This is a genomic window from Vescimonas coprocola (assembly GCF_018408575.1).
Lineage (GTDB): Bacteria > Bacillota > Clostridia > Oscillospirales > Oscillospiraceae > Vescimonas > Vescimonas coprocola.
The window spans coordinates 1,056,199-1,078,618 of record NZ_AP023418.1 but is presented as its reverse complement, the minus strand read 5'-3'; the positions used below and the strand labels follow the sequence as shown (position 1 = coordinate 1,078,618).

Genomic DNA, 22,420 nt, shown 5'->3' with positions numbered 1-22,420 from the left:
ATGAGCTTTGTTGTTGCCTACGCTTTGGCAGGAGCGGGAACGCTGCTGGTGGTGCTATGGGTCATGCTGTACCTCCGGTACAGCAGCCAGTACGACGTCATGATCGCCGCCATCGATAAAAAGCAGTTTTTCCTCCCGGAGATCTTCTTCATCGGCTTCGGGTTCATGGATATGTTCAAGGTGAACCTAAAAACGGAGGCCGGGCGAAAAAAGGAAAAGAAGATCGCTGAGATCTACGGCGAGAAGTACGCCGAGTACTACCACAACTGCATCGTCGGCGGACAGATCACCTATGCGCTGACGGTTGCGCCGTTAGGTCTGTTCATCGGGGCCATGACCAACGACATGACCTTTGCCATTCTGGCGGTGGCTGCGGCTGCGGCGCTGATCGTCTATCTGGATATGGAGGTCAGCGGCGCCGTGGAGAGGAAGCACGACGAGATACTCTCCGACTATCCGGAGATCCTCTCCAAGCTGACGCTGCTGGTGAATGCGGGCATGGTGATCCGTGAGGCGTGGATCAAGGTAGCCTATACCTGCGACCGGGCCATGTATAAGGAGATGCAGCTGACCAGCGAGGAGATGAACAACGGCGTCTCGGAGCTGGACGCTCTGCACAACTTTGCCCAGCGCTGCTCCGTGAAGGAGATCCGGAAGTTCGCCTCCATCCTGTCACAGAACATCCAAAAGGGCGGCTCGGAGCTGACCATGAGCCTGCGCTATATGAATGAGGAGAGCTGGGAGGAGAAGAAGCACCGGGCCAAGCGCAAGGGCGAGACGGCCGGAACGAAGCTGATGATTCCCCTGATGATCATGTTTGTGGGCATCCTGTTTATGATCATCGTACCGATTTTTTCCAATATGCTGTGATGTTCCGCAGAGGGTGCTCTGTTGAATATAAATAGAAAATACATAAGGAGGAACGACTTAATGAAAATGAAGTTGTTGCGGGGTTATTTCCGTGCAAAGGGTCTGCTGGAGGACTTTGCCAAGGAGGAGAGAGGTGCGGCCGACATCATCGCCATCATTCTGATCATTGCTGTGGTCGTGACGCTGGCTGGAATTTTTAGAAAGCAAATAACAGAAATTGTTGAGAGCCTTATGGATCGAATCAAAGGAGAAACGTTGAACTCCTAAGTCGATGTATATCTATCCGTACACCGCAGAAATGCGGTGTACGGATAGCGCCCCGAAGAAGCGGAAGGAGTGGAGAAATGAAAGGCATTTTGCGGGAAAAGTGGAATAGTGAGAGCGGCTCGGCGCAGATCATCGAAATGACTCTGATTTTTCCAATCGTTCTGTTTGTGCTGGGCTTTCTGATCTATGTGGGCAGCTATGTGCTGCAAAGCACCGCCATGTATACCGAGGCGCAGAAGATCGCCGTGATAGCGGCCAGAGAGGGGCAGATGCCCGGCTATGAGAACTTCTTCGCCGGCACGGGGATCACCACAAAGACGGATTTTGACTGGAGCGACGGCTATATGCCCGGCAAGGATATCATCAATGAGGTCATGAAGGTACATGACCCGTATCGGTACTGGGGAAAGGGCTTTTTGAAGAGCGAGAATAAAACGACGATGGAAAAGGCCCTGCGGCAGCTCATTGCCGAGAACTCATTTCTGGCTGGGACCAATGTGGACTGCACCATCAGCGCCTCCGCCGACCCACTGGCGCCAGCCATCAAGGTGAACGTGGTGAAGCACCTGAGCGCACCGGGCTTCCTCCGGCAGCTGGGGCTGACGTCGTCGCTGGATATCAGTGTTACGGCGGTGGCGGTGGTCAACGACACGTCGGAGTTTATCCGCAATACGGATATGGTCTATGATCTGGGGACCTATCTCTGGGAGAATCTGAAGTTCGGCGACAGCAACCAGACCATGAGTCAGCGGGTGGCGATCTTCAAGCAGAAATTCACGGATGCACGGGCGAAGTGGGGGTTATGACAGCATGATCGACTTTTTTGAAAAAACCAAGGGCAGTATCAGCCTGTTTCTGGCGCTGATCATGCTGCCCATGATGACGGTGGCGGGCCTGATCGTGGACGGAGCCAGGATCTCTGCGGCCAAGGCATCCCTGTCCGGCGCCGGTGATCTGGCTATGAATGCCGCTCTGTCGGAGTATGACCAGATCTTGTACGATGTGTACGGCATCTTCGCCGTCTCGGAGAACATGGAGGAGCTGCAGAACAACGTCTCCCGATATTTTGCCAACTCCATCGACAACACCGGGATCCTCAACGACAGCGACTCCTATACACGAGAGTTTATCAACAGCATCTTCTCCTCCTTTTCCGGGGATGAAATGGAGTTCAACAACATCGTTGACTTGAAAGCGGACCGGTTCACGCTGCAGGGCGTGGAGTCGTCAGCCATCGGCAATCCCAAGGTTCTGGAGCGCCAGATCGTCGATTATATGAAGTATCGGGGCCCCATCAACATCGGCAAGGGCCTGTTGACCAAGCTGGGATGCATCGGTGAGACCTCTAAGCAGACAAAGGCCATCGAAGCCAAGGTGAATTACGATCAGAAGCTGGACACAGTCCAGGATGCCTGCAAGAAGGCCTATGAGGCCATCAACGAATACAATGATCTGATCGGCGGTAATTCGAAGTTTGCCTCCAACGAGTATCTCAATCAGCTTTCGCAGGATATCGACAGTGCGAAAAAAGATGTGGCGGACATGGTGAAGTATCTGGTGGCCTACAACAGCTCGGAGCTGAACGTACCGCCGCTTATCAATGAAAGGCCCAGCAGCCTTGATTCCCTGAAAGTCATTATTTTGAAGGACCAATGGGCAATCTTCAAGGTGGATTCCGCAACACGCAAGGAGGTGGAGTCCTACTATGAAAAGTCGAAAGCAGCAAATAGAGAGCTGGATACCATGGCCTATATTGAAGGGAAGCTGGCAGAGAGAGGCATCAAGGTCGTGCCGGTGGAAAATGGAGACTATGGGATTGACTTTGGAATAAACTATGACGAAAAGATGCTCAAGCTGGAGATCACACAGTCCACAGACTTGGGCAAAGAGATCGGCTATGTAAAAATCTACAAGGAGCTCCCAAATGTAAAGAGCAGCTTTACATATGCGCTGATGTACGGAATGTATGCCGAGAAGCTTCCCGATGAAATGAAGGTGCCTGATAAAAAAACGGAGGCATACACAGAACTCGCTATGTTCCTTGGCGAGGGAGGAAGCTGGGCAGAGCTGTGGGGTGAAAACGCCACAGAGAAGGGCCGGTCGGCTGCATCCAAGCTGTACGCTTGGGACAAGGACATCAGTGCCATAACCGGTGCGCTGGAAAAGGCGGACACGGCGCTGGCGGCGGTGCTGAAGAATGTAGATGAGTTGGACGAGGCCCGGACCAACTGGGCCAATAAGGTGGATAACCTTTCGGAGGGCGACGTCAAGACCTCCATGCAGGGCGAATATGAGAATGCCGCCAAGGACATCAATAAGGATGCCATCAACAGCCTGCGGGCGCTGGTGGATACCTACAAGAAACATTTTGACTCCGTCAAGTCTGTCGTCGAGGGCATCAAGCTGTACGACAAGCCCATCTGCCGGGAGGACTATGGCTCAGTAGATTATAAGGACGAGTTCAGTTCCTCCATCGGCAAGAATGATTTCACGGAGCTGGGGCAGATCGAGTCCCAGGCGACGCAGATCATGAACAGCAAATATACCGGCCAGAGCGTCAGCAGCGTGACACCCGGAAACGCCAAGAAGGTCACGGAGGAGGAGCAGTTCTACGCCTACCTGTGCCGGGTCTGCGCCTCTGCCAATGCAAAGAAGAATAAGACCAGCAAGGATAGTGCAGAGAGCCTGAAAAAGAACCTGATCTCTGCCGGCAATTCCGGGGCCAATTCGACGCAGTCTACGGCCGGCCTGCCGGCGGACATCCCCGGCACCATCAGCGCCTCTGTGGACGAGAGCGTGCGCAAGGCCATCGACCAGCTGTGCTCCGACGAAGGCGGTGAAGAGGGCAAGAGTACCTTCCATGCAGAAAAGGTAGACTCCGGCAGTGACAAAGAGGCCGCCAAAAACAACAAGAACAATCTCACCAAGATATCCGAGCTGCTGAAGCTGCTGGGACAGGTTGCTGAGGCCGGGCGAGACAAGCTGTACCTTCAGGAGTACATGACGGAGATGTTCAGCTGCTACACCGACACCTTGAAAAAGGATGGTGACGGCAATCTGGTAGCCAAGGCCATGAACGGCAAGGATATGACCAACAACCCCTACTTTGGGGCTGAGGCGGAATATATCCTCTGGGGCAACGACAGCGTGACGAAGAACCTGCAGAGCACCCGTGCCATGATCTTCGGCATCCGCTTTGCCCTGAACGCCGTGTACGCCTTCACCAGCACCGATACCACCGTGCCGGCGCTGACGGCGGCCACAGCCATCGCAGGCTGGACGGGCTTCGGCGTGCCCATCGTAAAGACGGTGATCCTGCTGGCGTGGGCCATGGCGGAGTCCTTCGTGGACGTCAAGGCCCTCTGCGACGAGGGAAAGGACGTGGCACTGTATAAAACTTCCAACACATGGGCTTTGGGCTATGATGGATTGAAAAATAAAATTAAAGAAGGAGCAACCAATCTCATCCAAAATGTTGCCAATGCAGTAGTGTATGACATCTTTGACAGATTGGAAAATGCCGCTGTGGATGCGAGTGGGAAGCTTGTGGACTTTGGGGTGGATGAAACTGAACGATACGTAGATGACACACTCGACGGTGTTTATGAGAAAGTTCAGAGTGCAATCGCCGGTCCTATCTCACAGTTGGCTCTGCAGATCACGGGAGCCTCGCAGACCTTAAGTCAGGCGGATATCATAAACAAGGTGGAGGAGACCTTGAAGGGATTGAAGAACAGTGGTTCAGGGCTGGTAAACGAGTGCATGGATCTGGCCATTGATAAGTTGCTATCTGATGAGGTGGGGAATATCGCTGAGCAGCTATATGAGATGTATAATGCTGCAAAGAATGGGAATGCCATTGAAGAAATCAATAAAATGCTATATGGAACGGATAATACCGGTGGGTTAATTGGAGGACTCAAAACGAAGATTAGCGAAGCTATTCGGAGTAAAATCAACGCATATGGTGATAAATTTAAAGTATCGCTGGAGGAGAAAATCACCGAGGGCGGCAATCAGGCAAAAGAGAAGATCAAGGATGAGATCAGCAGCTTTACGGCGGGGATCGCCGGGGATTCCGCTGGTTCCTCCGGCAGTACGGCGGCGGCCAGCGGCCTCACCATGAACTACAAGGAGTACGTCAAGACCTTTATCATGATCCACCTGCTGATGGGAGACGGCAGCAAGAACGCCATGCTGACCCGGACGGCCCAGTTGATTCAGGCCAATGTCCAGCAGCAGAGCAGGGGCTTTGATGTCACCAAGGCCTTTACCGTGGTCACGGCTACGGCGGAGGTATCCGTTCGCACCACCTTTTTCCAGGTCCCGGTGACTACCGTGAATGTAGACGACGAGACGTCCTATGAGCTGGATTTCAGCAGGATCGGCACCGGATATCAGAAGCTCAAGTATTCCAGTGTATTAGGCTATTAAACAGGAGGAATTTATGAAAAGATTTTTAGCTTTTATTTTGGCGGCCCTGATGCTGCTGACCTTGGCGGCCTGCGGCTCCAATGGAGGGAACACGGATCCCCAGCCGGACAATGATCAGAATCAGACGGATGAACCGTCTAAGGATGATCCCGCAAAGGATATGGAGCACCGAGTAGAGGAAGTGCTTGGCTATAGCTTTACCTTTGATGGAGATGTAGATGAAAGAACGGTTACTGACGGCCTTATTGCTGAAACGGAAGAGTACTCCCTTGTTATTTACTGTTTTGATGATATTGATTTTGATACTTGGGATAATGTGACAGATTCAGCGTTTAAACACGTAAGAAGTACGATGCGTGCGGCATTTAGATTTCAACCTAGCGAGCAAACCAACAGCACCAGTAGCAAAATCGAGAACGATTATGGCGAGACCATCCTGAAGGTCAGCGGCACCATGGAGGGTGACCAGACTGGTGAAGGAACAATGAATCGCCAGTTCATCGCATTCTATTATGTGACCGATGAAAATGTTGTCCGTTTCTGTGTTGGCGTTCCCAAGGACGATTCCTCTGCCAGCTATGCTGCACTGGATGCTGCCATGGACACGCTGATCGAGAATCTCAAAAAGGCGGCGTAATTAAGAAACCATGAGAGGGTGAGACTGTGAAAGACAAAGGGGAAAAGGGCTCGTTTACCGTAGAGGCCATCCTGTCGCTGTCGATCTTCATGTTTGCCTTTGTGACCATCGTTTCGCTGGCCACCGTTGCAAAGATCGAGAGTACCACCCAGTATGCCATCGACCAGGCGGCCAAGGAGATCTCCAAGTATACATACATCGCCAGCCGGGCCAACCTGCTGGTGCATCCCAAGGACTCCGCCGAGGCCACGGTGGACAGCATCGACGAGGCGGTGCAGTCCATGTACGACTTCTCCGACGTGCTCAGCAGCTCCACCGGCGGCAACGGCGTGCCCCTGAACTCCGAGGGCCTGAGCGATATGCTCAGCGGCATGAGCGGCGATGATTTCAAATCCATCACCGCTTCGGCACAGAATGTGTACAACAGCTTTGCCCCGCTGATGAGCGACCCCAAGGGTGCCATCACGGCGCTGGCACAGGTGGTGGCGCAGAAGGGCGGCTCCGCTCTGGTGAGCCGGGTCATCGCCCAGCCGCTGTGCAAGGCGCTCCTGCCCAAGTACATCACCCAGCAGGATGACGCTTCGGCGGTGCTGGAGAAAATGGGCGTGGTCAACGGATTGGACGGACTGGACTTCAGCCTGTCCACATTCCTGATGGACCAGCGGACCATCAATGTGGTGCTGGTGTACGAGATCGACGTGAAGGGCTTCGGCATCTTCGACCAGAAGCTGATCGTCAAGCAGACGGCCAGCACGGCGGCATGGCTGGCGGACACCGAGGGCGTGAAGCTCAGCGACGTGGCTTCGAAAACGTCGGCGTGGCAGAAGAGCGACATGGAGCGTGGCAAGGACTACGTCAGTGAGCTGCAGGGGGAGAACCCCCATCAGGGTGTAAAGAACGGCGTGGGCGTGGATCTCTATGATCAGGACAGCAACACCTTTACGGCGGTCCACTCCATGAACGTGTTTGCCGCCTCCTACTCGGATTATGTGCGCTCCGGCGACGGCACCAAGGCCAGCGACTACATCCTGAAGCGGGAGAAGATCAAGGCGGCGCTGAAGGCCTACGCCAATGCACTGAACCGTGCGGTGGACAGCATCAGCGAGAGCATCGAGATGTCGGACGGCACGGACTGCCAGACGGCGCTGGAAAAGACCATGCACCGGGAGAAGGTCCTGATTATAGTGGTGCCGGAGGAGGCGACGGAGTTTGCCTCGCTGCTGCAGGAGATCGCCAATGAGATCGAGCAGGAGACCGGTGTCAAGGTCAATATCACATACAGAGACGAGGCATTGGGAGGTTAAGCATGGTCTGCGGCATCATCATAACGATTTATACGCTTTTGCTGCTCGTTGCCTCACTCCTGTATGTGAAGAAGCGTTACAGCATTGAAAAAGGGGCGCTGACCCGGACGGCGTTCAAGGCGCATTGGGTGCTTCTGGCCATTACCGCAGCGGTCCTGCTGCTGTTTGTGACGCTGAGTATCCAATACTCCCTGCGAAATGAGCTGCTGAAGCTTCCGGTGCTGATGCGGTGGACGACCCTTCTGTGGGGCCTGTATCTCTTGGCCTATATCGACTACCGGGAACGGCTGATCCCCAATTTCCTGATTTGCGTCCTGCTGATCGCCAGAGTGGCCTTTCTGGGCTGCAATCTGATCTCCGATCCGGAGTACTGGCGCAGCATCCTGCTCTATCCGCTGATTGGCGCCGGCATCGGCGGCGTGATCTTGGCGGTGGCGATGCTCCTCTCCCGGAAGGGTGTGGGCATGGGCGATGTGAAGCTGTTCATCACCATCGGTGCATATGTGGGCAGTATGGAGATTATTGCGACACTGTTCTATACGTTTGTGGTGTCAGCCGTTGTCGGGATCGTTTTGCTGCTGATGAAAAAGGTCAAGCTGCGGGACTCGGTCCCCATGGCGCCCTTTGCGTTCGCCGGAGTGGCGATAGAATATGCGTTTATGCTGATAGGAGGATAACGGCGGATGAAGAAGGGAACTGCAAAGCTGGTACTGATCGGCCTGCTCGCATTCACGGCACTGGCGTGGCTGGGGCTTCTGAAAAATCAGATCGATAGCAGCAGTGCATATAGAAAATATCTGGAGCAGGGGCAAAGGTACGAGGAGAAGGGCATCTACATCGATGCGCTGGAGAGCTACGAAAAGGCTCTGGAGCTGAATAGCGGCAGCTACGATATCACCATGAAGCTGGCGGATATGTACTATCAGGTGGGGGATTATAAGGGCTTTCTTGCTTGCTGCGACAAGGCCATTGAGCTGGCTCCCAAGGATCCGCAGGCCTATCTGAAAAAAGCAGATTATTACATGGAGAAGGCGGATTACAGCGAGGCCATGGAGGTGGTAAAGAGCGCCGCTAAGGTCAAGGACAACGAGGATATTCAGGCGCTTTCCAAGAAGCTGTCTACCACGTGCATCGAGAAGTACTCCTCCTACGAGACGGTAGGAGACTGGCACGTCCAGCCGGACCGCAACTATGTGACGGTGTCCGAGGAGGGCCGGTACGGGATGGCCGCCAAGGACGGGACCAGAAAGATCAAGTGTACCTATGAGTACCTGGGGGCCTATGACAAGGATACCGGCGTGATCCCCTGCTGTCTGGAGGGATCGTACTACTATATCGACGTCAAGGGCAACAAGAAGCTGGTAGGCGACAATACCTATCAGTATTTGGGTTCCTTTGGCGACGGTTTGGCTCCGGCTCAGCGGGACGGCAAGTACGGCTACATCGACACGGAATTTCATGAGCAGATGTTTGAACTTGACTACGCCGGCGCCTTTGCCAATGGTGTAGCGGCGGTGAAAAAGGGCGATAAATGGGCCCTGATAAACTGCAAGCTGAAAAACATCACGGATTTTACCTATGATGAGATCCTGGTGGACTCCTACGGCTACTGCTCCATGTTTGACCGTATTACGGTCCGTACCGGAGATAAGTACTTCTTCGTGGATCACGACGGCAAGCAGATCGGTGCCGCCTATGACGGTGCGGCAATGGTCGCAGCCAACGACGGCTATGCGGCGGTGAAGGTGGGTTCGCAATGGGGCTTTGCGGATGCCAAGGGCGAGTTGGTCATCCAGCCGCAATATGAAAACGCCAGATCCTTCTCGCTGGGCTTAGCCCCGGTAGAGGAAAATGATCGGTGGGGCTATATCAACACCGACGGTGAGCTGGTGGTAGAGGAGAAGTATTTTGACGCAGGCGTTTTCTCCCCGGACGGAGCAGCCTGTGTGAAGAGCGTTGCCGCATGGAGCTTTCTGGTCCTGTGCGAATACGACAGTTGAGGTGGATCATCATGGATTTTTCTTACGAAAATCAAGGGGCAAATACCTATCTTGTCTATGAGATAAAAGAGGGGGACTCCATCGACACGTTGAGCCTGGGGATGCTCACCAATAACAGCATACCGGGACTCACCAGAGCCCTGTTTACGCAGATGGATGAGAAGAGGTATATTAAGTACAATGTTTCCTCCAAGGTGTCCATGCAGCAGTTTTTCGGCGGCGTTGTGAACCGTAAGCGGCTGCTGGGCGTTTTCAACGGGATCACGGAGGGCTTTCTGTCGGCGGAGGATTATATGATCGACACGTCCAGCATCGTGCTGGACCCGGAGTACATCTTTGCAGATGTCACGACCTGTGCCGCTGCACTGATCTGCCTGCCCATCGCCAGTGCAGAGGGGAAGGAGCCGGATCTGGGTGCCTTCTTCAAAAGTGTCGTGGTCAATGCGCAGACGGACCCCGCGGAGGACTCGGACCATGTGGCGAAGATCCTGAACTTCCTGAACAGCTCGTCGGTATTCTCTCTGCCGGGCTTCAAAAAGCTGCTGGATGATTTGCGCAATGAGCCTTCGGCGCCCACAGTGACGGTGGAGGTGAAGAAGATACCCAATGGGCAGCCCTCTGTAGGTGCGCCTGCGGTCCCTCCTGTACAAAAGACTGCTCCCGTCCATGTACCGCCCGCACAGCCGATCATCACACCGGCCGTACCGCCCGCTGTACCTCAGCCGCCGCAGCAGCAGACGCAGGAGTCCCCGAAGGAGGAAATGTCGCTGCTGCACCTGCTGACCCATTACAGTAAGGAGAATAAGGCCCTGTACGATCAGCAGAAGGCGGCGCAGAAGGGTAAGCCCAAGCAGGCGGTCTCTAAACCAAGCAAGCCCGCAAAGACCGAAAGGCCCGCCAATCAGTCGGCAAAAAGCCAGAGCTTTGCGGTTCCGGGTGTGGAGCAAAAAGGCAGCGCACCGAGCTTTGCGATCCCCGGACAGTCGGCCCCGGCCGTGCAGCCGGTGATACAGACACCTCCGCAGCCCAAGCCACAGATACCTGTGACCCCGGTCGTGCAGCAGCCTGCTGCAGTCCAGCCGGTGCAGATACCGGTCCAGCCGCCGGTTCAGACGATCCCGATGGTGCAGACCGGTGAAAAAATGGATTTCGGCAATACAACGATCCTCAACGGCGGCGGCCGGGTCGGGGAGACCACGGTGCTCAACAATGCCTCCCAGCAGTCCCGGCGCATTGCGCCATACCTGATCCGCAGCAGAAACCACGAGGAGATCGCCGTCAATAAGCCCCAGTTCCGCATCGGGAAGGAGCGGAGCTATGTGGACTACTTCATTGGGGACAATCCGGCCATCAGCAGAAGCCACGCCACCATCATCACCCGTGAGAATACATACTTCATCGTGGATACCAATTCCACCAATCACACCTACGTGGACGGCAAAATGATCCAGCCCAACACGGAGGTGCCAATCCAGCAGGGAACCAAGATCCGTCTCGGCAACGAGGACTTTGAATTTAAGCTTCGCTGAGATGCGCTATTTTTGCCAAGAGAGGATGTATAGCAATGAATTTCATCATCTCCACAGCCACAGATATCGGGACCACCAAGGCTACCAATCAGGATAGCTTTAACGCCCGTGTGGTGACGACGCCGCTGGGCCGGATGGCCTTTGCCGTGGTCTGCGACGGAATGGGTGGTCTGGACAAGGGCGAGGTAGCCAGTGCATCCGTGGTCAATGCATTCTGCAAGTGGGCGGAGCAGCGGCTTCCCGATCTGTGCGAAAGCGGCTTGACCGATTCGGCCATCCGGGCGGACTGGGTGGGCATCGCCACCGAGTACAACGAGAAGATCAAGCTGTACGGAAAGCGGTGCGGCCTTGCCAGTGGCCTTGGCACCACGGTGACGGCACTGCTCCTGACGGAGCAGCGGTACTATATCATCAACGTCGGTGATACCCGTGCCTACGAGATAGGCGACCATGTGGTCCTTTTGACCAAGGACCAGACCGTGGTGGCCAGAGAGGTGGAGCTGGGGAACCTGACGCAGGTCGAGGCGGAGACCGATCCCCGGCGCAGTGTGCTGCTGCAATGCGTGGGTGCATCCGACGAGGTCTATCCGGATATGTTTTTTGGTGATACGGCGCTGAATGCCACCTATATGCTGTGCAGCGACGGATTCCGCCACGAGATCACGGAGGGGGAGATATATGCCTATCTGAACCCGACGGTGATGACCGATGCCGATGGGATGCAGCGCAATATGGAGGCGCTGATCGAGCTGAACAAGCAGCGCCGGGAGCGTGACAACATTTCGGTGGTGACCATCAGAACATTTTGAAATATGGAGGGAACGGGATGCTGGAGATAGGATCCCTCATTGACGGAAAATATAAGATCCTCAACAAGGTCGGACAAGGGTCAATGGGCGTCGTATATATGGCCATCAATGAGAAGGCGAACAAGACCTGGGCAGTGAAGGAGGTCCGCAAGGACGGTGTACTGAATTTTGAAGCCGTGAAGCAGGGTCTGGTGGCGGAGACGAGTATCCTCAAGAAGCTGAGCCACCCGAGTCTGCCGAGTATCATCGACGTGATTGATACGGAGGATACGTTCCTCATCATCATGGACTACGTGCAGGGCAATTCCCTGAACAAGGCACTGGAGGAGTACGGCGCCCAGCCGCAGGAGTACGTCATTGAGTGGGCCAAGCAGTTGTGCGATGTGTTGGGGTACCTCCACTCCCGGCAGCCGCCCATCATTTACCGGGACATGAAGCCCGCCAATATCATGCTCAAGCCGGATGGCAACGTGACCCTCATCGACTTCGGCACGGCCAGAGAGTTCAAGGAGAAGAATCTTGCGGATACCACCTGTCTCGGCACTGTGGGCTATGCGGCCCCGGAGCAGTTCGGTGGCATGGGTCAGACGGATGCCCGCACGGATATCTACTGTCTGGGTGCTACGCTGTACCATTTGGTCACCGGCTGCAACCCCAGCGAACCGCCCTATGAGATGAAGCCCATCCGGGAGATCAACCCCAGTCTCTCCGGCGGTCTGGAGCGCATCATCCTGAAGTGTACCCAGCGCAACCCGGAGGACCGCTACCAGTCAGCGGCGGAGCTGATGTATGCGCTGGACCACTACAAGGAGATCGACGAGGACTACAAGAAGAAGCAGAAGCGCAAGCTGGCAAAATTCATTGTCCCGACGGCCCTTGCAGTGGTATTCGCCGTGGCGGGCTTTGCACTGAGCCATGTGGCGGCCCAACAGGCCACGGATACCTATCGGGATATCCTGTATGAGGCGTCCAAGACGGCGGATTACGGGGAGAAGGTGGCACTCTATGGCGAGGCCATCGCCGTTCCCGATAAGGCCGGGGAAAAGGATGCCTATCTGGCGCTGATCCAGACCTACAAGAATAACGACTCCCGGTTCTCCGTGGAGGAGGCCAATCAGCTGACCAAGTACATCAAGAGCAACAAAGCGGCGCTGCAGGCGGATCCCGCCAACTATACGGAGATCTGCTTCGAGACCGGAAAGCTCTACTGGTATTATTACGATTACGGCGACGGGACTGACAATCAGGTCACACGGGCCAAGAGCGCCGTGGAGTGGTTCCAGGACGTGCTGGACAACGCCCCGGAGGGCTATGCAAACCTGAATATGGCGAGGGTCTATGTGAACATCGGCTCGTTCTACCGGGATATCACCACCGATATCACCGAGGCCAGCGATAAGGGAAAGTATAAGCCCTTCTTTGACAACATTCGTGAGCTGCTGGATACGGTGGCCACCGATGAAAATGAGAGCGAGATCGTGCGGCTGGAGCTGCTGGAGCTCTCCCGCAGTGCGCTCCAGCAGTATGCCACCAAGTTTAAGGGTGACGGCATCAGCCAGGCGGATATGATGCAGATGTATGATCAGGTGGAGCGAACGGTGACAGGCATCTCTGCCACTGCCGACACCACGGAGCATAAGAAGGAGGCCACCGTTTCGCTGCTGGCGGATACGAAAAAGGCCGTTGAGACGGCATATGCCACGAAGGGAGGGGAGCAGGCATGACGGTTGAAACGCTGCAAATGCTCTCGACGGTGGCCTATGTGTTGGCGGGTATTTTCCTACTGGCGGCCATTGCGATTTTCTTCCTGCTGGATATCCGCAGCGTCATCGGTGACGTAACAGGAGCTACGGCCCGCAAGGCCATCCGGGATATCCGGGCCCAGAACGAGGCCAGCGGCAATAAGGCATATAAGCCCAGCCCCGTAAATGCTGCCCGTGGCAAGCTCACGGCGAAGATATCGCCCTCCGGCAGACTGGAGCCACAAATGGCGGGAATGGGCGGCTCTCCGGGTACGGAGAAACTCTCCACCATGGAGCTGACAGCGGCGGCAGAGGCTACCACCGTGCTCACCGAGACTGCGGCGGAGACGACGGTTCTGCAGCAGCCGGAGGAGGTGGGCGCCACAACGGTCCTGTCGGAAGCGGAGCGAGAGCCTGCCGCCCCGAAGTCGGAGGAGAAGCGCGCATTCCATACGGATGTGGAGATGGGCTTTAGCGCCAGCTCTGAGATCATCGAGTAGTTTTTATCATCCGTCTAGCGGATGACAAAATAAGACACCAAGAAACACCTCAACAGTAAGGAGCAGTGAGAGATGAACGAAGTTAGAATGAAAAAACGCATTCTGTCTGCCGTCCTTGCCTTCCTCATGACCGTCAGTCTTGTGCCGGTCTCTGCGTTTGCAAGCACGGCGACCCATGCGGATGCCTTTACCATCTGCGTGACAGGCGGCGACGAGGATGCCAAGCTGGACGGCGCATCGGTGGATTATACCATCGAGGTGGATGGCACGGAAGGTGCCAGGAACACCGTGACCACCACCGACGGCGAGGCGGTCATTCAGGAGATGACCGACTATGCACAGGACATCGCAGACGGCAAGGCGGTCACATTGGCCTATACCGTATCGGCGGAGGGTTATGACACCGTTTTCGACCGTGTCGCTGTCACGGATGTGACCGGCAATGTGGATGTGAAGCTGACGGTCAAGACCCCTGATACCGTGAATGTGACGGTCACCAAGACCGGCAACGGATTAGTCCGGATCAACGATCAGGAGACGGAGACGTCCACCGTGGAGAAGGGCGGCGATGTGAAGCTGGAGCTGATCCCGGCCAAGGGCGCCTATATTCAGGAGCTTACGGTGAAGGGTGAGCCCCGGACAGTGAAGAAGGGCGAGACGTTTCAGGAGACGCTGACCGCCGACGAGGATATCACCGTCAGCGTGACCTTCGTGCAGGAGTACACCGTCACTGTCACCGCCGACAAGGGCGGCAATGTGCTGCTGGACGGCGAAGCGGTCACGGAAAAGACCTACAAAGAGGGGACTGAGGTCGAGCTGTCTGTTGCGGCGGACGATGACTATCAGATCGAATCCATCGCCATCGACGGTACGCAGGAGGATATTGCAGATACTGCCAGCTTTACAAAGAAGCTGACGGTGGATAAGGACACGACGATCGCCGTGAAGTTCATAAGAGTGTACACCGTTACCGTCACCTACGACAGCCAGCACGGAACGGTGGAAACCGACCCCGCAGCGCAGGGCGGCGAGGTGGAAGCAGTCCTCGTGAAGCAGGGCGGCACCCTGACGATAAAGGCCACTCCCAACGAAAACTACCGTGTCAGCGAGGTGGAGATCGACGGCAAAGCGGAAAGCTTTGATGACAATCGATATGTAAAGGATACTCCCTTCACACGGGATATCAAGAACATTACTGCGCCCCACACCATCAAGATCACCTTTGCTCCCACGCTGCAGACCATCACGGTGATCTCCGGCGAGCAAGGCGAGGTGAAGGTGGAGGGTCCGGAGAAGGTGAACTATAACGGCAGCGTCGACCTCACCATCACGCCGAAGGACGGCTATATCATCGACACCATCACGGTAGACGAAGCCGATGTGAAGGCCAACGTGAGAAGAGCGGCGGAGAAGTCGTATAAGCTACTTCTGACGGAAGTCCAACGGGATACGAAGGTGACCGTCACCTTTACGGCGTGCCCCCAGATCAACACCAGTGACCTCACTGCGCTGGATGGCATCACTTGGAACTCCGACAATGCCATCCGCCGGGATGGCGCCACCTTCGTCTTTGCAAACAATGCAGCGGTCCAGTTTTCTGCTGCCGCCGATGAGACTGGCAGCGAGACCGGGATCAAGGGCATCCAGCTGATTTTTGCCGACGGAACGACCTCCGGCGGCTACGATGCGAAGACCGCCTCCTTTACGCAGCCGGCGGCCATTCAGGAAACCAAGACCATTCAGGCCATCCGGGTGTTCTACGGCGAGACGGAGATCCGTGTGGCACAGCTGGCAGACAAGAAGCTGGAGGGCCTGAAGATCGTCGTGGATAAGAAGGCCCCCAAGCTGGGGCTGGCGCTCGAGGCGGCCAACACCAACGGCTACTACAACAAGAACTTCACCGCCACGGTGAATGGCATCAACGACCCGGACGACTACTCCGGCATCCAGTCCGTGGAGTATTGGGTGGTAAAGGACCGCACCGAGACGGAGCAGGGGGACCGAGACCCAGCGGGAGATGCTCTATACCTACACGAAGGGCGGCGATATCCTGCAGGAGCTGAAGGAGCTCTCCTTCACCGTGGATGCCGGGAAGAACAACAGCGACAACGTTGTGATCTATGTGCAGGTCACTGACCGGGCCGGCAATGTGTCCAAGCCAGAGGAGAAGGCAGTGAAGATCAACTCTACGTCTCCTACCATCGAGATCGAGTTCGGAAAGGGAAAACCTGTCAAGGAAAAACCTGTCAATGTGGTGGAGGAGAACGGCACTGAGCGTGGCTACTACAAAGCTGCCCGCACCGCCACTGTGACCATCACCGACAGAGCCAGCACACTGGATCTCGATGCGGTCACGTTCGATATCAAGGATACAGTGGGCAACGACGTGCGCAGCAAGGTCAAGATTACCGATTGGAGTAATGCTGTTGACCCGGAGACGAAGCTTCCTGACCCGGATAAAGCTTTCTGTGAAGTGACCTTCTCTGAGGATGCCAATTACATCTGGTCCATCTCCTACACCAACAAGGCCGGTCTGTCCGCCCTTGCTGACAAGGACCAGAAGAAGAGCGTAAACGCCACCACCATTGGTGAGACCCCCTACTGCTTCACCGTGGATACGAAAGCCCCCACCGGTACCATCACCGCCAACACCTATGTGGTGGGAGGAAAGGACCCCACTTCTTCCCCTGTATGGACAGCGCTGATCGGCAGCGAGAACCTGACCTTTGGCGTTTGGGCCAATGATAAGATCGTCATTACCCATAACGAATGGGACGAGACCTCTCCCATCAAGAGCAAGGAATACTTTGTCCAGAAATTCCAGACCGACAGTGAAGGGAAGAAGGCGCTGACAGTCAAGGAGCTGGCGCAGCAGAAGTGGACCGATATAGGCAAAACCACGGAATTTACACCCAACCAGCAGCTTGTGGTCTATCTGAAGATCACGGATATGGCCGGCCATGTCACCTACCTCAGCACCAACGGTCTGGTGGTGGACAACGAGAGACCTCACGAGGAGTTTACGGCCCCGGAAATCGTAAAGGAGTCCGGCCTGACCAACAACAAGATTTATAACGGCGATGTGCCGGTGGTGGTGTCGGCAAACGATCCCGTGGAAAACGGCGTGTATTCCGGCCTGAAGCAGGTGACCTATACGGTCTATAACGGGACGGTCTATAACGAGGAAGATGTGACCCAGCGGGGCGTGCTCTATAGCTGGGACGGCAAAGTCCCCCCCTGCCAGTCCAAGGAGAAAATGCGCTTTACTGTGGATGCAAAGAAGAACAACAGCAACGATGTCCACATCCTGCTGACCGCCGAGGACAACGCAGGCAATGTCACGTCCATGGAGTATTCCATCAAGATCGATATCACGAAGCCTATCATCAATATCGAATATGACAACAATGCGGCGGACAGCGGCACCTTCTTCCGGGAGAGCCGCCGGGCCAACGTCACGGTGAAAGAGCGCAACTTCGACGACAGCCTGGTGAACATCACCCTCCGGGCCACCAATGACGGCGCAGATATTGCGTTGCCCACGGTCAGCGGCTGGACCTCCAGCGGCGACCTCCATACGGCCACCATCGAATACACCGCCGAGGGGGACTACACCTTCGACATCGACGTGACGGATAAGGCGGGCAACCCCAACGAGCCGGTGCACTATGCCGACGGTACCGTCGCTCCGACGGCCTTCACCATCGATAAGACCCGCCCCACCATCAGCGTCACCTATGACAACAACTCCGCCTTGAACGGAAACTACTACAACGCAAACCGCACGGCCACCGTTGTTGTCACGGAGCACAACTTCGACGCCAGCCGGGTGAACATCACCCTCCGGGCCACCGACGACGGCGCAGATATCGCCCTGCCCACGGTCAGCGGCTGGACCTCCAGCGGCGACCGCCATACGGCCACCATCGCCTATCAGCGTGACGGCCTGTACACCTTCGACATCGACGTGACGGATAAGGCGGGCAACACCTCCGCCGACTTCACGGAGCAGACCTTCTATGTGGATACGACGGCTCCCACGCTGGAGATCACCGGCGTAGCCGACCGCTCCGCCAACAACGGCGACATCATCCCGGTAGTGTCCTATTCCGATACCAACTACGATGATGCACAGGTGAGCATCACCCTCACCGGCGCCATGCGCAAGGGCGTTGCGCTGGACGGCTCCTATGCCGACCAGCACAACGGCAAGGTCTTTACCTTCAAGAATTTCGCCAAGGAGAAGGAAGTAGACGATATCTACACGCTGGCGGCCACCCTGACGGATAAGGCGGGCAACACCACGGAAAAGACCATTTTGTTCTCCGTCAACCGCTTCGGCTCCACCTATGCCCTCAGCGCCGCCACGGAGCAGCTCAACGGCTCCTACGTCCAGACGCCGCAGGATGTGGTGGTGACGGAGACCAACCCCGACGCCCTCCAGAACATCCGCATCACGCTCTTCAAGAACAATCAGACCATCATCCTGCAGGAGGGTACGGACTACCGCATCGAGGTGCGGGGCGGCAATGGTCAGTGGTATGAGTACATCTACACCGTGCTGGCCAAGAACTTTGCCGATGACGGCGTCTATCGCCTGACCTTCTACTCCGAGGATGCTGCGGGCAACATAGCGGAAAACACGCTGGACACCAAGAAGCAGGAGATCGGCTTCGGCGTGGATAAGACCAAGCCCAACATGGTCGTGACCAATCTGGAGAGCGATACCACCTATCCTCTGGAGAACCTCACGGTGAGCCTGTCCGCCGGAGATAACCTGCTGCTTCAGTCCGTGGTGGTGTATCTGGACGATTACAGCAAGGCCTACAAGACGTGGACAGCAGAAGAGATCGCCGCCATCGTGGCGGACCAGGGCGAGTTCACCTTCGATATTCCGGGCGATTCCACCGGAGCGCATCAGGTGAAGATCGTCTGCACCGACGCCGCCGGCAACGAGCAGACGGAGGAGATCACCAACTTCTACGTCACCACGAACCTGTTCGTGCGCTACTACAACAATAAGCCGCTGTTCTTCGGCTCCATTGCCGCTGTGGTAGTGATCGCCGGTGTGGTGATCGCTCTGGCCGCCGGCAAGAAAAAGAAGAACGACAAAGAGAAGTAAGACCTGACCCGGCATAAGCCGACATCAAAGCCTCCGGCCCCAGCCGGAGGCTTTGATGGTTTCGGATGATAAGGAGGAAGAAAAATGCCAGAGAATTTGATCGAGCACTTTGAGGACACGCTGCGCCGCTGCGAAAGCGGAGCACTGCGGGACGCTACCCGTCAGGCCATGGAGGGAACCAAGGTCTACCGTGAGGATTTCAGGGCCCAACAGCCGCTCATGCCCCGGTATGAGCGGCGCATCACGGTGGAGGATACCACCACCTTTGCGGCGGCTGCCCGCTTCGGGAATCAATACGGCGTGGCTGTGCTGAACTTTGCCAATCCGGAGGTCCCCGGCGGTGGCGTGAAAAACGGTGCCACGGCGCAGGAGGAGTGCCTCTGCCGCTGCAGCAATCTCTATCCGTGTCTGGCCAATACACCCGGCGTATATGATGACTTCTATCAGTATCACTATGAGCACGGCCGGTATCTCTACTCCGACCGCCTGATCTACACCAAGGGTGTGACCGTATTCAAAAACGAGGATCTGAGCCTGAAGGAGCGGAACCAGTGGTTTCGTGTGGATGTGATCACCTGCGCTGCACCCATCCTATTCATGCTGCCGCATACGAATTCCGCCGTGCTGGGGGATCTGTTCCGTTCCCGTATCCGCAACATCTTCAATGCCGCCATAGATAACGACATTCGGGTGCTGATCTTAGGTGCCTTCGGCTGCGGAGCCTTCAAGAATCCGCCGGAGATCGTGGCGCAGGCCTTTCGGGATGTTCTGCTGGAGGAGCACTACGATACCTGCTTCACAGATATCGTCTTTGCCATCAAAAGCAGCAACGGCAACGATCCCTTTAAGCCGTGTCCGAACCTGATGGCCTTCCAGCTCGCCTTTGACGGTCTCTCTACCGAGGCTGCCAAGCTCCGCTTTTCCGGCCCCATGTGGCTGGTGGACGATGCGCCTACCCCGGAGAAAATACGGCAGGAGGAGCTTTCCCAGTGGAAAACGACAAACCTCTATCGAGGCAAACAATTTTCCGTCTTGGGAGACTCTGTCAGCACACTGGAAAACTATAATCCGCCGGATCACAGCGTCTTCTACAAAGGCGACGTCTGCAGCCAGACGGGGGTCTATACCATGGCGGATACATGGTGGGGGCAGGTCATCGACTTCTTCGGCGGTGAACTGCTGGTCAATGACTCCTGGTCCGGCAGTCGGGTGACAAAGCTGCCGGGGCAGCATGAGCTGTTCCCCTCCGGGTGCAGCGATCAGCGGACCAGCCATCTGCATATGCGGGGTGTCCGGCCGGATGTGATTTTGGTCTATCTCGGCACCAATGACTGGGCGAACGCCGTCCGGCCCATGGAGGACAGCGGAGTGTCCGACGAGTGGTATTCTGTGTTCGAGACGGCCTACCGGCGAATGCTGCAAAAGCTGCGGGTCAATTATCCGGATGCCGAGCTCTGGTGCTGCACACTCTGCTCCACTTATATGAGTACCGATCCGGCCTTTGCGTTTCCGGAGAGCGTAGGCGGTATCTCCATCGAGGTATATAACGATATCATCCGCCGCACGGCAGTGCTGGAGGGCGGCAGGCTCATCGATCTGTATGCCTATCACCTGCCCTATGATGCCATCGACGGCTCTCATCCCACCAGGACCGGCATGGAGCGGCTCGCAAAGCTTGTCTTGCGTGAGATGCTGGGCAAAGAGGCCGATGCAATTCTCGATTGCAGGGATGGACAGCATGAATACATGGCTTTTGAAGAAGGTACCGATGAAACCAGATACGTATGCAGATGCTGCGGAAAGTTGCTGACCGTAAAAAACTGGAAGCTGTTGACGCAGAAGGAGCGCCGACCCATACTGGATGACTCGGAATATGTGATGCTGCCGCCGGATACCACGGTGGTCCTGTATTCCGATGTACTCCCCCTTACGATCCCAAGCACTGGTGAAAAGCTGCGGATCAAAAAGCCGATGGTAACGGTAGGCAGAGCGCCTGACAGTGACGTCCGCCTGAGCGCACGGACCGTGGCACGGAGGCAGGCGGCCTTTTTCTATGAGCAGGAAATTTGGTTTGTGCGAGACAATTTTTCTACCAATGGTACGTGGATAAACGGACGTAAGCTCATACCGGGAAAGAAGTATCAGCTTGCGGCCTATGATGAGATCGCTTTTGCAAGGACTGAGAAGGTCATATTTGACCTGCGGAATGAGTCGTACACACCTCCCCGGCAGGAAACGCCGCCGAGTCCAATGGGCGATTTTGCAGGGGAAAAGCGGATAGGGGAGTATGAGATCATCCGGACACTTGCCCCGTTGAGCGTAAAGGACGTTTATTTGGCGAAAAGCTCCCGTACGGATAAGCTTGTGGTGCTGAAGCCTTGCCGAAAGGATGATCGTCCCGCCCAAAAGGCCATCCGTGAGCTGCTCCTGAAGGAAGCTGACCTCCTCCGGCAGCTGGATCACCCGGCCATTCCAAAGCTGGTAGAGGTTCTGGAGGATGAGGAGACCCTCTGCGTGGTCCGGGAATATTTTGATGGCGAGACACTAGAGAGCGTCATGGCCAGAGAAGGGACTCAGGATCTGATCCAAGTGGTGGATTGGGCATGGCAGCTATGCGATGTGCTGCGCTATCTGCATGAGAGAAATTATGTCTACCGTGACATGAAGCCGGGAAATATCCTGCTGCGGCCCGATGGCCGTCTTGCACTGATCGATTTCGGCACGATGCGTGTCTATAAACCCGGCAAAGCGGGGGATACCGTCTGTCTGGGTACATGGGGCTATGCCGCCCCGGAGCAGTTCGGCGGTATGGGACAGACCGATGCCCGGACAGATATCTACGGTCTGGGGGCCACGCTCTATTATTTGGCGACCGGCTGTAACCCCGGCGTGCCGCCCTATGAGATAGGCTGCATCCATGCAATGCATATCGACGGCTTCCCGCATCAGTTGGGTGACTTGATCCAAAAGTGTGTGCAGCCCGACCCGGTGAGGCGCTTCCAATCCTGCCGGGAGCTGATGGAGGCACTGGAGGATGCCTCCTTCGACGTTACCACCAATCAGGAGAAGTTGGCTCAGTGGAAGCGGATCCTGCGCCGGGAGGAGCAGAGCTGAAGCTCCCGCTCCCTGTAAAGTAAATCCCTGTTCCTTATCCCCCTCCGGCCCCGGCCGGAGGGGGCTTTTTTTCCCGTCAATCCCGCCGATTC

At 56.0% G+C, this 22,420-nt stretch carries 15 protein-coding genes; all 15 read left to right on the top strand.

The annotated features are described in order from the left end of the window. The 15 genes from KJS28_RS05310 to KJS28_RS05240 all read left to right on the top strand — a co-directional run bounded on the left by KJS28_RS05310 (window position 1) and on the right by KJS28_RS05240 (window position 22,328). Window positions 1-870 carry a type II secretion system F family protein gene (locus KJS28_RS05310; protein ID WP_213542034.1) on the top strand — a complete coding sequence of 290 codons (870 nt, stop codon included), beginning with the start codon at window positions 1-3 and terminating at the stop codon, window positions 868-870. A gap of 60 nt (window positions 871-930) precedes the next feature. Further along, on the top strand, window positions 931-1,137 hold the full coding sequence (locus KJS28_RS05305) for a Flp1 family type IVb pilin (protein ID WP_213542033.1): 207 nt from the start codon (window positions 931-933) through the stop codon (window positions 1,135-1,137). A 77-nt stretch (window positions 1,138-1,214) separates the two neighbouring features. After that, entirely contained in the window at window positions 1,215-1,943 is a 729-nt protein-coding gene (locus tag KJS28_RS05300) for a TadE/TadG family type IV pilus assembly protein (protein ID WP_213542032.1), read from the top strand. Between the two features lie 4 nt (window positions 1,944-1,947). Then, on the top strand, window positions 1,948-5,571 hold the full coding sequence (locus KJS28_RS05295) for a DUF5702 domain-containing protein (protein WP_213542031.1): 3,624 nt from the start codon (window positions 1,948-1,950) through the stop codon (window positions 5,569-5,571). 13 nt (window positions 5,572-5,584) lie between these two features. Further along, window positions 5,585-6,208: a hypothetical protein gene (locus KJS28_RS05290; RefSeq protein WP_213542030.1), complete on the top strand. Its 624-nt coding sequence runs from the start codon at window positions 5,585-5,587 to the stop codon at window positions 6,206-6,208. A gap of 26 nt (window positions 6,209-6,234) precedes the next feature. Further along, on the top strand, window positions 6,235-7,512 hold the full coding sequence (locus KJS28_RS05285) for a TadE/TadG family type IV pilus assembly protein (protein WP_213542029.1): 1,278 nt from the start codon (window positions 6,235-6,237) through the stop codon (window positions 7,510-7,512). A 2-nt stretch (window positions 7,513-7,514) separates the two neighbouring features. Then, a complete protein-coding gene (locus KJS28_RS05280) occupies window positions 7,515-8,189 on the top strand; it encodes a prepilin peptidase (RefSeq protein ID WP_213542028.1) in 675 nt (224 codons plus the stop codon). A gap of 6 nt (window positions 8,190-8,195) precedes the next feature. Further along, window positions 8,196-9,512, top strand: coding sequence for a WG repeat-containing protein (locus tag KJS28_RS05275; protein WP_213542027.1), 1,317 nt, complete (start codon window positions 8,196-8,198; stop codon window positions 9,510-9,512). Window positions 9,513-9,523: 11 nt separating this feature from the next. Beyond that, window positions 9,524-11,041, top strand: coding sequence for a DUF6382 domain-containing protein (locus KJS28_RS05270; protein ID WP_213542026.1), 1,518 nt, complete (start codon window positions 9,524-9,526; stop codon window positions 11,039-11,041). Between the two features lie 35 nt (window positions 11,042-11,076). After that, a complete protein-coding gene (locus KJS28_RS05265; protein WP_213542025.1) occupies window positions 11,077-11,850 on the top strand; it encodes a PP2C family protein-serine/threonine phosphatase in 774 nt (257 codons plus the stop codon). Window positions 11,851-11,867: 17 nt separating this feature from the next. Continuing rightward, window positions 11,868-13,574 carry a serine/threonine protein kinase gene (locus KJS28_RS05260; protein WP_213542024.1) on the top strand — a complete coding sequence of 569 codons (1,707 nt, stop codon included), beginning with the start codon at window positions 11,868-11,870 and terminating at the stop codon, window positions 13,572-13,574. Further along, window positions 13,571-14,092 carry a hypothetical protein gene (locus KJS28_RS05255; RefSeq protein WP_213542023.1) on the top strand — a complete coding sequence of 174 codons (522 nt, stop codon included), beginning with the start codon at window positions 13,571-13,573 and terminating at the stop codon, window positions 14,090-14,092. Before KJS28_RS05260 ends, KJS28_RS05255 begins: the two co-directional genes overlap by 4 nt. A gap of 72 nt (window positions 14,093-14,164) precedes the next feature. Further along, window positions 14,165-16,228 carry an InlB B-repeat-containing protein gene (locus KJS28_RS05250; RefSeq protein WP_213542022.1) on the top strand — a complete coding sequence of 688 codons (2,064 nt, stop codon included), beginning with the start codon at window positions 14,165-14,167 and terminating at the stop codon, window positions 16,226-16,228. Continuing rightward, complete coding sequence (locus KJS28_RS05245; RefSeq protein WP_213542021.1) at window positions 16,110-19,214, top strand: Ig-like domain repeat protein; 3,105 nt, start codon at window positions 16,110-16,112, stop codon at window positions 19,212-19,214. Before KJS28_RS05250 ends, KJS28_RS05245 begins: the two co-directional genes overlap by 119 nt. 84 nt (window positions 19,215-19,298) lie before the next feature. Then, window positions 19,299-22,328, top strand: coding sequence for a TIGR02452 family protein (locus KJS28_RS05240; protein ID WP_213542020.1), 3,030 nt, complete (start codon window positions 19,299-19,301; stop codon window positions 22,326-22,328). Window positions 22,329-22,420: the final 92 nt, after the last annotated feature.

Coding starts and splice junctions, on each gene's coding strand:
- KJS28_RS05310 (WP_213542034.1), top strand. CDS start 1: ATGAGCTTTGTTGTTGCCTACGCTTTGGCAGGAGCGGGAACGCTGCTG.
- KJS28_RS05305 (WP_213542033.1), top strand. CDS start 931: ATGAAAATGAAGTTGTTGCGGGGTTATTTCCGTGCAAAGGGTCTGCTG.
- KJS28_RS05300 (WP_213542032.1), top strand. CDS start 1,215: ATGAAAGGCATTTTGCGGGAAAAGTGGAATAGTGAGAGCGGCTCGGCG.
- KJS28_RS05295 (WP_213542031.1), top strand. CDS start 1,948: ATGATCGACTTTTTTGAAAAAACCAAGGGCAGTATCAGCCTGTTTCTG.
- KJS28_RS05290 (WP_213542030.1), top strand. CDS start 5,585: ATGAAAAGATTTTTAGCTTTTATTTTGGCGGCCCTGATGCTGCTGACC.
- KJS28_RS05280 (WP_213542028.1), top strand. CDS start 7,515: ATGGTCTGCGGCATCATCATAACGATTTATACGCTTTTGCTGCTCGTT.
- KJS28_RS05275 (WP_213542027.1), top strand. CDS start 8,196: ATGAAGAAGGGAACTGCAAAGCTGGTACTGATCGGCCTGCTCGCATTC.
- KJS28_RS05270 (WP_213542026.1), top strand. CDS start 9,524: ATGGATTTTTCTTACGAAAATCAAGGGGCAAATACCTATCTTGTCTAT.
- KJS28_RS05265 (WP_213542025.1), top strand. CDS start 11,077: ATGAATTTCATCATCTCCACAGCCACAGATATCGGGACCACCAAGGCT.
- KJS28_RS05260 (WP_213542024.1), top strand. CDS start 11,868: ATGCTGGAGATAGGATCCCTCATTGACGGAAAATATAAGATCCTCAAC.
- KJS28_RS05255 (WP_213542023.1), top strand. CDS start 13,571: ATGACGGTTGAAACGCTGCAAATGCTCTCGACGGTGGCCTATGTGTTG.
- KJS28_RS05250 (WP_213542022.1), top strand. CDS start 14,165: ATGAACGAAGTTAGAATGAAAAAACGCATTCTGTCTGCCGTCCTTGCC.
- KJS28_RS05245 (WP_213542021.1), top strand. CDS start 16,110: ATGCTCTATACCTACACGAAGGGCGGCGATATCCTGCAGGAGCTGAAG.
- KJS28_RS05240 (WP_213542020.1), top strand. CDS start 19,299: ATGCCAGAGAATTTGATCGAGCACTTTGAGGACACGCTGCGCCGCTGC.